Below are 11,881 nucleotides of genomic sequence, written 5' to 3'. Positions count from 1 at the left end.
GCGCTTGCATTTATTGGACATTCAATCGTCCGTCGCAAGACGCCCACACAAGTCACCTGCGCACACTGTCAAAGATCTCAATCACTTACCGAACGTTGCCGTTTCGGCGTTGGAACATTTCGTTCCGAGTGAGCCGCTCATCTTACATCATCTTTCCGGTCCGTCAACACCTCAGCGTGAATCTTTTTTGCTGTGGGCTTTCAGTGGAACCCCGTTGAAGAGCGTGTCGTCCGGGGAGGAGCGAAACTATAGCGTCCCTCCACAGGGTTGGGAAGGGGTCTATACGATTTTTTTTCACATTCGTGACAGAAGCCGACACCCGATGAGCGAATGCGCCGGTCTCGCAGTGGCAAGACCGGCGCGCTCAGGGCGCTCTGTCGGTGAATCCTGGCCCCAGGGGGCCTAGAGGGACTCTTTATGCCTCACTGCCCTTGGCGGTGCAGATGGTGGCGATCGGCGTGATCGCCAGGGACGCATTGGCCGCCACGAGCGTGGCGCCGTCTCCGTTTGCCGCCAGGTCATGCCGGCAGGGCACGCCGACGTGATAGGGAATGAGGGACTCGAGACTCAGCCTTTCCAGGATGTCCCACTCGTCTTCGAACGGAATGAATTGCTGCATGGTGCTGCTCCTACCTGGGTTGCGCGGTTTTTCCGGCGCGCGGGAGCATTTAAACAAACGGCCCGGTCCGTACGATGACGGATTCGGGCCGTTTGAGGGCAATGCGGGGAGGGATTCAGTCGATTTCGATCATCTCGAAGTCTTCCTTGGTCGCGCCGCAGTCCGGGCAGGTCCAGGTATCGGGTACGTCGGCCCAACGCGTACCGGGCTCGATGCCCTCGTCGGGCACGCCCAGCGCCTCGTCATAGATGAAGCCGCAAACGACACACATCCATTTGCGCAGGGTGCCGGTTTCGTTGGTGCTCTGATTCATCGTCAATGGCTTGCTATGGAGAATAAGTAGGTCATTCTCGCAACTCCCCCGCCGATGCGAAAGCGTATGGCGCAGCTCTTCAGGACTTCATTGCATGCGTGAAAAGCTCCAAGGCCGTGGCCTTTATGTGATTACCGATGGCCCGCGACCCGACCTGTTCCAGGTGGTGGCGCAGGCGCTGGCCGGCGGCGCCCGGCTGCTGCAATACCGCGACAAGACGGGCGACCACGCCCGCCGCCTCACCGAAGCGCGGGCCATCCGCGCCCTGTGCGCCGCCCGGCAGGTGCCCCTGATCATCAATGATGACGTGGCCTTGGCCCACGCTGCGGGGGCTGCGGGCGTTCACCTGGGAGAGGAGGACGGCGACGTGGCCGCCGCTCGCACGGTGCTGAGCGAAGACGCCATCATCGGCGTGTCCTGCTACGACTCACTGAATCGTGCGCGCGAACTCGCCGCCGCGGGCGCTGATTACATCGCCTTCGGCGCGTTCTTTCCTTCGCCCACAAAGCCGCATGCACGCCGTGCTTCCTTCGATCTGCTGCGACAGAGCGCCGCGCTCGGCGTGCCGCGAGTGGCGATCGGCGGCATCACGCCAGACAATGCTCAGTCGCTGATCGATGCCGGCGCAGACTATCTCGCCGTGATCTCGGCCGTTTTCGGCGATCCCGACGTGCGTGGCGCCGCTACACGATTCGCCCAACTCTTCACTACGCCTTGAGACATCCACGATGACCAGCAACCACGAACTCTTCCAACGCGCGCAGCAGCTGATGCCCGGGGGCGTGAACTCGCCGGTGCGCGCTTTCAAGTCGGTGGGCGGCGAGCCGTTCTTCACGGCGCGTGCGGATGGCCCGTATCTGTGGGACGTCGAGGGCAAGCGCTATATCGACTTCGTGGGCTCATGGGGCCCGATGATCGTGGGCCATAACCATCCGCATGTGCGTGAGGCGGTGGAACGCGCCGTGAAAAACGGCCTGTCGTATGGCACGCCCTGCCCCGCCGAAGTCACCATGGCGGAAACCATCACGCGCCTGATTCCCTCGATCGACATGGTGCGCATGGTCAATTCCGGCACGGAAGCGACCATGTCGGCGATTCGCCTGACGCGCGGCGCTACCGGTCGCAACCTGATCGTGAAGTTCGAAGGCTGCTATCACGGCCATGGCGACAGTTTTCTGGTGAAGGCCGGTTCGGGCGCGCTCACTTTTGGCGTGCCGACTTCGCCGGGCGTGCCCAAGGCCAATGCCGATCTCACGCTTACCCTGGCCTATAACGATCTCGATGCTGCCGTGCGTCTGTTCGATGAGCACGGCCACGATATCGCCGGCCTGATCATCGAGCCGGTGGCCGGCAACATGAACTGCATTCCGCCCAAGGATGGCTATCTGCAGGGCCTGCGCGAGCTGTGCACGAAACATGGCGCGCTGCTGATCTTCGATGAGGTGATGACGGGTTTCCGCGTGGCCCTGGGTGGCGCGCAGGCTTATTACGGCGTGACGCCGGATCTCACCACCTTCGGCAAGATCATTGGCGGTGGCATGCCGGTGGGCGCCTATGGTGGTCGTCGCGACCTGATGCAGCAGATCGCGCCCTCCGGACCGATCTACCAGGCCGGCACGCTATCGGGTAATCCGGTCGCGATGGCGGCCGGGCTGGCCATGCTGGAACTGATCCAGGCGCCGGGCTTCTACGACCAGCTCGCAGCGCGCACCCGCTTGCTCACCGACGGCCTGCAGGCCGTGGCGGATGGCGAAGGCGTGGCCTTCAGCACCAATCGTGTGGGCGGCATGTTCGGCCTGTTCTTCACGAGGGAAAAGGTGGAGAGCTACGCGCAGGCGACAGCGGCGGACACGGCGATGTTCAACCGTTTCTTCCACGGCATGCTGGAGCGTGGCGTCTACCTCGCGCCATCGGCGTTCGAGGCGGGCTTTGTTTCCAGTGCGCATAGCGAGCTGGACATTGCCGAAACGCTGGAAGCCGCACGCGGTGCGCTGCGCGCGGCGCGAGCAGGCTGAAGCCTTCGACATGCGCTCCTGCAGCCAGGAGCGCATGTTTGGCGAGGATGCCTAGCCCGCGACGAAGCTGCGCAATGCAGCTTCGAGGCGTACGAGGCCTTCAGCGAGATCCTCGTCGCTGATGTTGAGGGCGGGCACGAAGCGCAGTACATCCGGGCCCGCCTGCAGTACGAGCAGGCCGTGGGCCGCGGCGTGATCGAGGATGGCGCCCGCCTTCCCTTTATTCGCCTCGTTAAGCACCGCACCAAGCATCAAGCCGCGACCGCGAATCTCGTCGAACAGCGGCAGCGAGGCATTGATGCGGGCCAGGCCATCACGCAAGGCCTGCGATTGGCGCGCCACGTTGGCCAGCAACTCAGGCGAAGACAGCTTGCGCAGCGCCACGCGCGCCACGGCGGCGGCCAGCGGATTGCCGCCAAAGGTCGTGCCGTGCGCGCCAAACTGCATGACCTCGGCCACCTTGGGGCCCGCCAGCATGGCGCCGATGGGGAAACCGCAGCCCAGGGCCTTGGCCATGGTGACGATGTCGGGCTTGGCGCCGTCCTGCACATACGCAAACAACGTACCTGTGCGTCCCATGCCGCTCTGGATCTCGTCGAGCACCAGCAGGGCGTTGTACTGATCGCACAACTCGCGCACGCGCTGAACGAAGCCGGGCGCGGCCGGCAGCACGCCGCCTTCGCCCTGCACGGGCTCCAGCATCACGGCGGCCACGTCGCCGTGTGCGAAGGCTGCTTCCAGGGCAGGCACGTCGTTGAAATCGAGATAGCGAAAGCCACCGGGCAGCGGTTCGTAGCCTTCCTGGTACTTGGGCTGCGCAGTCGCCGTGACGGCGGCCAGCGTGCGTCCATGGAAGGAGCCCCGGAAGGTGATGATGACGCGCTTATCGGCCGCGCGGCCCTGCGCGGCAGCCCATTTGCGCACCAGCTTGATCGCCGCTTCATTGGCCTCGGTGCCGGAGTTGCACAGGAATACGCGCTCGGCAAAGCCTGACGCCGATACCAGTTCCTCGGCCAGGCGCAGCGGCGGCTCGGTGTAGAACACGTTGCTGGTGTGCCAGAGCTTGTGGGCCTGGGTGGTCAAGGCCTCGAGCAGATCGGGGTCCTGATGGCCCAGCGCGTTCACCGCGATGCCGGCGCCGAAGTCGAGGTAGTCGCGGCCCTGCGTATCCCACACGCGCGCGCCCTTGCCGTGGTCCAGCACCACATCGCGCGGCCGATACACCGGCAACCAGTAGCGCTTGCCGAGATCGATCAGGGACTGGGCGGACGGGTCTTGCGCGTGCATGTCGTACTCCGGGCATCGTCGGAGGCGACGACACCATGCTCAAAGATGGGATCGGGGATGGGGATGCGTCGCAAGCAGCGGCGCGCCTGCATCCTAAGCCCTGAGTACCGGCTTTGCACGGCTCCGGGCTCAATGGATGCGGCTTGAGCAGGTAAAACCGAGTGCGCCGCCACAATGTTGCCGAGGCCACGTCCGTGCCGGCAAAAGGTGTGACATTTCGCCTGTCCGCTGTAAAGCAGGCGATACACCTTCCCAAAACCGCTCAACCACAGGTGTTAAGCGCCTCCCGAAGGCCTGATTTCAGGCTGGGGCTGTAACGCCTTTAGCACGGTTCAAAATCGTCCACTGGGCTGCAAAGGCCCTAAAACCCGCGTTTTTCAGCCATTGGCCCTCGTTGGCACGGCGATTGCTCTCTTAACCCCGTACAGGCGGGAAGGGGGAAGGGCCAGCTGCGATAAACGCGCCGGACGCCGCGATAAGGATCTCGCGACGACAGGATGGCGACGCTTCTGGGTGGCCCGGGGCAAGTCGGCACGGACTTCGCAGCTGGCATTGGAAGCACCCTTTCCGCGCCTCTCACCTTGCTGAGAGGTCGTCAAAGCATTCCGCCGCGAGGCGGTAATGAGGGCGGTAACCCGGCAACCCCTGTGGCCGGGGCACCAATGGAAGCCCCCGACCCGACCCCTGCGGGTCGGGGGCCTTCCTTTTTGTCGTGGGCGGACTCGCCCATCGGGCGGCACATCGCCGCATTCGCTGGATAAGGAGCGTGCACGCGCCGCCCACCCCGATGGGGTGGCCAGCATGATGCTTTCGGTGGGGTGCCTTGGCAGGCCTGGACGTACGCTTAGCGCAGCTCGTCGAGCGCGAGCTGGTGCTTCTTGCACAGGCGGTAGATGGTGACGCGCGACACCTTCAGTCGACGCGCGCATTCGCTCACATTGAAACGACTCTCGCGCAGGCACGCGATCACGGCATCGCGCTCGGCCGCCACACGCGTGCTGCCCAGGCTGGAGCGTGCCGCTTGCTTGGTGAGCACGTCGGCCAGGTCCAGGTCGTTGACGCTGATGAGGGCGTCCTCCGCCACCACCGCCGCGCGCTGCACGCGATTGAGCAACTCGCGCACATTGCCGGGCCAGCTGAAGTCGAGCATGGCTCGCCGCGCACTGGCGCTGAAGGCGCGCCCTCGGCTGGCGTGCTGTTCGCGGAAGGAGTCGAGGAACTTCTGCGCCAACAGCACCACGTCGTCCTCGCGTTCCCGCAGCGGCGGCATGCGCAGTCGCAGCACGTTGAGGCGGTAATAGAGATCTTCTCGGAAGCGGCCCTGCTCGACCGCTTTTTCCAGATCCACATGGGTGGCGGCGAGCACACGCACATCCAACTTGATCAACTGGCTGCTGCCCACGCGCTCCAGCGTGCCTTCCTGCAGGAAGCGCAACAGGCTGGTCTGCGCGTCGAGCGGGAGATCGCCCACTTCGTCGAGAAACACCGTACCACCCGCGGCCGTTTCGAAATGGCCGATGCGGCGGGCGTTGGCGCCGGTGAAGGCGCCGCGCTCGTGGCCGAACAGTTCGGACTGCACCAGGTTGGGCGGCAATGCGCCGCAATTGATCGCGGCGAACGGCCGATCGGCTCGCGCCGACAGGCTATGCAACGCCCGCGCGGCAACCTCCTTGCCGGTGCCTGTTTCGCCGGTGATCAATACCGGCAGCTCAACCGGCGCGTACTTGCGCACGCTGGCCACCACGGCGCCGATGGCGGCACTGCGGCCGGTCACGCCGACGTCGCCGGGCTCTGCCGCGCGCGGCTGGTCGCCGCCGACGCGGGCGAGCGCTTCGACCAGGCGATCCACGTCCACCGGCGTGGCGAAGTATTCGATGCTCGCTTCGAGCACGCGATCGATCAGCGGCTCGTGCACCGACATGGCCGGCGGGATGAGCGCCACCCACGGCAGCCACGGGTGATCGGCCATGAGCTGAGCCATGGCCTGGGCGGAGGCAGGATCGCCGTGCCTAAGGTCGGCCAGCGCCACTACCGTATCGTTGTTTCGCATGCCGACGCCGCCCTGAGTACCGGCATCGGCCACGCGGATGATCCATCCCGCATTGGCCAATCCCGCCCGCTCTTCGCCGGCCGGTTGACCAAACCAGACGACGCATCGCCTGGCCTCCTCCCTCATTACAGCCATGGTTCCCTCCCCCAACCCCTCTAGGGGTCACAGGTTTCGGCCGGTCGTTGCCACGTCCTATGGCTACCCCCCGGTTACCACGCCCGTCGCGCCAAGCTAACCCGCGACCGCTACAAAAATGTGATATGGGTCACACAATATACAACTCTGCGCCTCACAGTCACCCCACCAATGGCGCAAAACCGTCGGACGTAAGCCGGAGGCCGGCAGGTGGGCTAGCACGTATGGCCTAGAGTCCTTAGACCCACGCCGAGCGCGCGCCGGGACCTCCTGCAAGCCACGCGACAGCAAGAGCCCTACCAGACGCCCGTATTGGGCATCGATGCCCACGGCTCCTGCGGCGGCAGATGGCCATCCTGCAGCAATTCCACCGAAATCAGGTCAGGCGAGCGTACGAAAGCCATGTGTCCGTCGCGTGGCGGCCGGTTGATGGTGTAGCCCATCGATTGCAGGTGCGCGCAGGTTTGGTAGATGTCGTCCACGCGGAAGGCCAGATGGCCGAAGTTGCGCGCGCTGCCATAGTCCTCGTTCGAGCCCCAGTTGTAGGTCAGCTCGATTTCCGCCTCCGGCGAATCGGCCGCGGCGAGAAAAACCAGGGTGAACTTGCCCGCCGCGTTGTCGCTGCGGCGTGTTTCCTTCAGGCCCAGTCCATCGCAAAAGAAACGCAGGCTTGCGTCGATGTCGCGCACGCGAATCATGGTGTGCAGGTATTTCATGCAGAACTCCGTGGCGTGGGGACGCCGCCGTCATGGGGAAGCACGTGTCGAATCCGCTCCGCCAGATCATCCAGCACGTCGCGTGTCGACGGTGTCGGCACGCCGCGTGGATAGACGCGAAACAAGCCGTCGGCCACGCGACGCGGATGCACGTGCATATGGAAGTGCGGCACCTCCTGCCCGCCCGCCGCGCCGTTGGATTGCCAAAGATTGAGTCCGGGCGAATGAAACACTTCGCGCAAGGCATGCGCCACGCGCACACCCAGCTGCATCACTTCGCCGGCAAGCGCGGCATCGATGGCGTAGATATCCTGCACATGCGCCTTCGGCACCACCAGCACGTGGCCGGGCTCGGCCTGGCGAAGATCGAGGAAAGCCAGCGCGCTGTCCGTCTGCGCCACCACGCTGGCCTCGCCTCGGCCAGCGACGATCTCGCAGAACGGACAGGACACGACGCTTAATCCAGAAACAGATCAGGCAGCAGCGGCTGCGTTGGATCCACCGCGTACGGAGCGAAGTCGGTGACGCCCGCTTCGCGCAGCACTTCTTCATCGATAAGAAACTTGCCAGCGAAACCCTTGGCTGGCCGCGTGAGCACGGCGTACGCCGCGTCCGCCACGATGCTTGGCTTGCGGCAACGCTCAAGCGGCACACCCGGAATCATGTTGAGCGCATCGGTGGCCACGATCGTGCGCGGCCACAACGCGTTCACCGCCACGCCCTTGCTGCCCAGCTCGCCGGCGAGACCCAGCGTCACGAAGCTCATGCCCATCTTGGCGAGCGTGTAACCCGTGTGCGGCGCCCACCACTTCGGATCGAGCGACGGCGGCGGCGCCAGCGTGAGGATGTGCGGATTGTCGGATTTGAGCAGGTGCGGCAGGCACACTTGCGCGCACAGGAAACTGCCGCGCGCATTCACCTGCTGCATAAGGTCGAAGCGCTTCATCGGCGTATCTGCCACGCCGGCCAGCCAGATCGCGCTGGCGTTGTTGACCAGGATATCGATGCCACCGAAGCGCTCGACGGTGGCGGCCACCGCAGCCTGCACTTCGTCTTCCTCGCGGATATCGCACTTGATCGGCAAGGCCTTGCCGCCGGCCGCTTCAATCTCTTCGGCAGCGCTGAAGATGGTGCCGGGCAGTCGCGGATTGGGCACATTGCTCTTGGCGGCAATGGCGATGTTGGCCCCGTCACGCGCGGCGCGCAGCGCAATGGCCAGCCCGATGCCGCGTGAGGCACCAGTGATGAAGAGGGTCTTGCCGGCCAGGCTGCTCATGGAGGGTCACCTAAGGTTGTGAGTGGACGAGTGTAGAAGCGCCTCGTGCAGGCGCAAAGCGCGGCGCTGTCAGGCTCGTTGGAAACGCGGGAGGATGTCGCGCAGTTCGCCCAGTCGTCGCACGGGATCGGTCAGTTCAAGCAGGCGCTGCTGCTCGTCGGTCTGCAGCGGCAGCAACTCCGCCAGGCGAAAGCCAAGCCAGCTGGCGTCCTCGTAGAGATGCTTGGGCGCGTGGCGCCACTGCGGCGCCAGGTTTTCGATCAAGCGCTCAAGGATCGATTGCAGCAGCGTCAATTCCACGGGCACTTCTTGCGCTGGCTCCGCGGCCCACGGTTCGACGTCGCCGCGAACGAGTCCATCCGAACGCACGCGCGTGCGCAACACGCGGAATCGCTCGCCGCCTTCGGCCAGGATGCCGAGCAGGCCATCTTCGCGATTGTGGAAATCAACAATGCGGGCCAGTGTGCCGACGGCGGCGGGCAAGGCGGGGGCGCCCGCTTCGCGTCCTTCAAGGATCAGGCACACGCCAAAGGAACTGCCAGTGCGTGCGCACTCGCGGATCATGTCCAGATAGCGCGGCTCGAAAATGCGCAGCGACAGCTGTCCACCGGGATACAACACGGTGCTCAGCGGGAATAGCGGGAGGTCGATCGATGGAGTCTTGGCAGCCATGCGAAGAGTCTAACCGCGCGCTTGCGTTGTAGGAGCGCACCTTGTGCGCGACCACTGTGTCGGGGCGCTATGGCAAGGTCTGTCGCGCACAGGGTGCGCTCCCACAAGGGAGAGGAAGAGGGAGCGCGTTACGAAGCGATCGATTCGGCGAAGCGGCGCGGTGCGCCTTCGAAGCCGCCGTTGGACATGAAGACCACGTGATCGCCGGAGCGCACTTCGCTGCGCAGGGCCTCGATCAATGCATCCACCGTTGGCACGGCGCTGCCGCGGCCGTTCAAGGCGGCCGTCACGCGGCCGGCATCCCAGGCAAGCTCCGGGCGATGCAGAAAGACCACGGCATCGGCATCGGCCAGCGAAGGCGCGAGGGCATCGGCATGCGCACCAAGGCGCATCGAATTGGAACGCGGCTCCAGCGCCACCACGATGCGTGCCTTGCCCACCTTCGCGCGCAAGCCGGCCAGCGTGGTCGCGATAGCTGTGGGGTGATGCGCGAAATCGTCGTACACGCGTACGCCATTCGCCTCGCCCACGACTTCCATGCGGCGCTTCACGCTCTGGAAGCTGGCGAAGGCCGGCAGCAGTGCGCGGGGATCGGCGCCTGCAGCACTTGCCGCGGCCAATGCCGCCAGCGCGTTCATCACGCTGTGGTTGCCGAGCAGCGGCCAATGGATCTCGCCGATCAACTCGGCGCCGTGGCGCACACGGAAGGCGGAGCCATCGGCCTCGATCAGCTCGGCCTGCCAGTCGCCCTGCTCGATGCCGAAGGTTTCCACCGGCGTCCAGCAGCCCATCGCCAGCACTTCGGCGAGATGCTGATCGTGCGCGTTGACAATCAGGCGTCCGTTGCCGGGCACGGTGCGCACCAGATGATGAAACTGGCGTTGGATCGCGGCGACGTCGGGGAAGATGTCCGCGTGGTCGTATTCGAGATTGTTGAGAATCGCGATGCGCGGACGGTAGTGCACGAACTTCGAGCGCTTGTCGAAGAAGGCACTGTCGTATTCGTCCGCCTCGATCACGAAGGGCTTGCCGCCACCCACGCGTGCCGATGCCTCGAAGTTGCCGGGCACGCCGCCGATGAGGAAGCCGGGCGACAAGCCTGCGCTTTCCAGCAGGTGCGCCAGCAGGCTGGTCGTGGTGGTCTTGCCGTGGGTGCCGGCCACGGCCAGCACTTCACGGCCCGGCAGCAGGGTCTCGCCCAGCCACTGCGGCCCGGAGATGTAGCGCAGCTGCTCATCGAGCATGTATTCCACGGCCGGGTTGCCGCGCGTCATCGCGTTGCCTACCACCACCAGATCGGGCGCCGGCTTGAGGTAGTCGGCGCGATAGCCGTTCATCAGGCCAATGCCCAAGGCTTCGAGCTGGGTGCTCATGGGCGGATAGACGTTCGCGTCGGAACCTTCGACGGTGAGTCCAAGCTCGCGCGCCAGTGCGGCGACGCCGCCCATGAAGGTGCCGCAGATGCCGAGGATGTGCAGACGCATGTGTTACCTGCTCGATAGAACCCGGCCAGCCGATGCGCCAGCCCAAAAACATCGGGCCGCCTTGCGGCGGCCCGGAGCGTCAGCCGTTGGCGGCGGCCGATTCGTCAGCCAGAGCGCGCTTCACGCGAGCGGTGACTTCGTTGAGCTCGCCCACGCCGTCGACCACCTGCAGCTTGCCGCGACGGGAGAAGAAATCGGCCACGGGCGCGGTCTGCTCGGCATAGACCTTCAGGCGATCGCGCACCACCACCGGATCGTCGTCCTTGCGGTGCTCGGCGGCGAAACGGATTTCGCAGCGACCGATGATCACTTCGTTGGGGACGTCCAGCTTCACCACGGCATCCAGCGGCTGGCCGATCTTGGCCAGCAGATGATCGAGCGCATCGGCCTGGGCCAGGTTGCGCGGATAGCCGTCGAGAATGAAGCCACCGTGGACATCGTCCTGCGAGAGACGCTCTTCGAGCATGGCCAGCAGGATGTCGTCGGAGACGAGCTTGCCTGCGTCCATCACTGCCTTCGCCTTCAGGCCCGTCGGCGTGCCAGCCGCCACGGCCGCGCGCAACATGTCGCCGGTCGAGATGTGCGGGACGCCGAGTTCCACCTTCAGACGCGCAGCCTGGGTGCCTTTGCCCGAACCGGGCGGACCGAGTAGGACGAGTCGCATAGTGCTCCAAGGTATCCGCAGGCCGCGCACGCTGCGGGACCCGGGGATGCAAGAAAATGGCGTTCAACTTAACTTCTGGCAGCGTCAACGTCAAACCGAGAAAGCGGCTCGTAAACGGCAAGTAGTTGTTGCCAAAAGAGTTAACCCTGACACGTTGTTGTCACAGGGACGCCGCGGGCGGGCCGGATTAAGCTCGCCAGGACCACTGGGAGGAAAACGCCGTGCCCGCACCCCGTATCCACATCGTGACTCTGGGCGTCAGTGACCTGGCGCGCTCGCGCCAGTTCTACGAGGCCTGGGGCTGGAAGGCCTCCTCGGCCAGCAACGACAACATCGTCTTCCTCAAGGGCGGCGCGGGTGTCCTGGCGCTCTACGGGCGCGATGCGCTGGCCGAAGATGCGCTCACCGAAGACCTGCCCACGGGCTTTGCCGCGATCACGCTGGCGCGCAACGCCAGCTCCAAGGACGAAGTGGATGCCTGGTTCGCGACGGCGCTCGCCGCCGGCGCACGCGAATTGAAGACACCGCAAGAGGCATTCTGGGGCGGCTACTCAGGCTATCTCGCCGATCCCGATGGCCATCTGTGGGAGTTCGCGTTCAACCCGTACTTCGTGTTTGATGACCACGGCAACCTCGCCCTACCGGATTGA

General features: G+C 65.0%; 13 protein-coding genes. 3 read left to right on the top strand and 10 right to left on the bottom strand.

Going from position 1 to position 11,881, the window contains the following annotated elements; translation table 11 throughout:
• Positions 1-415: 415 nt before the first annotated feature.
• Together AC1DMY_RS19235 and AC1DMY_RS19230 are read right to left on the bottom strand one after the other, a co-directional pair.
• Complete coding sequence (locus AC1DMY_RS19235) at positions 416-619, bottom strand: hypothetical protein (protein WP_477166469.1); 204 nt, start codon at positions 617-619, stop codon at positions 416-418.
• 115 nt (positions 620-734) lie between these two features.
• Positions 735-932: a rubredoxin gene (locus tag AC1DMY_RS19230; RefSeq protein WP_046973142.1), complete on the bottom strand. Its 198-nt coding sequence runs from the start codon at positions 930-932 to the stop codon at positions 735-737.
• Between the two features lie 94 nt (positions 933-1,026).
• Between AC1DMY_RS19230 and thiE the strand changes: the two genes are divergently transcribed.
• Complete coding sequence (gene thiE, locus AC1DMY_RS19225) at positions 1,027-1,650, top strand: thiamine phosphate synthase (RefSeq protein ID WP_477166468.1); 624 nt, start codon at positions 1,027-1,029, stop codon at positions 1,648-1,650.
• A 10-nt stretch (positions 1,651-1,660) separates the two neighbouring features.
• Positions 1,661-2,947, top strand: a complete 1,287-nt coding sequence (gene hemL, locus AC1DMY_RS19220; protein ID WP_477166467.1) for a glutamate-1-semialdehyde 2,1-aminomutase — start codon at positions 1,661-1,663, stop codon at positions 2,945-2,947.
• 51 nt (positions 2,948-2,998) lie between these two features.
• Here hemL and AC1DMY_RS19215 read toward each other — a convergent pair whose 3' ends face one another.
• From AC1DMY_RS19215 to AC1DMY_RS19180, 8 genes are all read right to left on the bottom strand, one after another.
• Positions 2,999-4,234 carry an acetylornithine transaminase gene (locus AC1DMY_RS19215; protein ID WP_477166466.1) on the bottom strand — a complete coding sequence of 412 codons (1,236 nt, stop codon included), beginning with the start codon at positions 4,232-4,234 and terminating at the stop codon, positions 2,999-3,001.
• A gap of 844 nt (positions 4,235-5,078) precedes the next feature.
• Positions 5,079-6,419 carry a sigma-54 dependent transcriptional regulator gene (locus AC1DMY_RS19210; protein ID WP_477166465.1) on the bottom strand — a complete coding sequence of 447 codons (1,341 nt, stop codon included), beginning with the start codon at positions 6,417-6,419 and terminating at the stop codon, positions 5,079-5,081.
• Between the two features lie 296 nt (positions 6,420-6,715).
• Positions 6,716-7,135, bottom strand: coding sequence for a VOC family protein (locus tag AC1DMY_RS19205; RefSeq protein WP_477166464.1), 420 nt, complete (start codon positions 7,133-7,135; stop codon positions 6,716-6,718).
• Entirely contained in the window at positions 7,132-7,587 is a 456-nt protein-coding gene (locus AC1DMY_RS19200; protein WP_477166463.1) for an HIT family protein, read from the bottom strand. Before AC1DMY_RS19200 ends, AC1DMY_RS19205 begins: the two co-directional genes overlap by 4 nt.
• 5 nt (positions 7,588-7,592) lie before the next feature.
• Entirely contained in the window at positions 7,593-8,411 is an 819-nt protein-coding gene (locus tag AC1DMY_RS19195; protein ID WP_477166462.1) for an SDR family oxidoreductase, read from the bottom strand.
• A gap of 69 nt (positions 8,412-8,480) precedes the next feature.
• A complete protein-coding gene (locus AC1DMY_RS19190; protein ID WP_477166461.1) occupies positions 8,481-9,083 on the bottom strand; it encodes an LON peptidase substrate-binding domain-containing protein in 603 nt (200 codons plus the stop codon).
• 128 nt (positions 9,084-9,211) lie between these two features.
• Positions 9,212-10,567 carry a UDP-N-acetylmuramate:L-alanyl-gamma-D-glutamyl-meso-diaminopimelate ligase gene (gene mpl / locus AC1DMY_RS19185; RefSeq protein WP_477166460.1) on the bottom strand — a complete coding sequence of 452 codons (1,356 nt, stop codon included), beginning with the start codon at positions 10,565-10,567 and terminating at the stop codon, positions 9,212-9,214.
• 79 nt (positions 10,568-10,646) lie between these two features.
• The gene (locus AC1DMY_RS19180) at positions 10,647-11,231 is read right to left on the bottom strand and encodes an adenylate kinase (RefSeq protein WP_477166459.1); all 585 of its coding nucleotides are present in this window, start codon (positions 11,229-11,231) and stop codon (positions 10,647-10,649) included.
• Between the two features lie 221 nt (positions 11,232-11,452).
• On the opposite strand from AC1DMY_RS19180, the gene AC1DMY_RS19175 reads away from it, so the two are divergent.
• Positions 11,453-11,881: a VOC family protein gene (locus tag AC1DMY_RS19175; RefSeq protein ID WP_477166458.1), complete on the top strand. Its 429-nt coding sequence runs from the start codon at positions 11,453-11,455 to the stop codon at positions 11,879-11,881.

This window comes from Dyella sp. 01L423 (genome assembly GCF_056399945.1).
The sequence above is the reverse complement of the archived record's forward strand: the minus strand, read 5'-3'. Positions and strand labels throughout refer to the sequence as shown.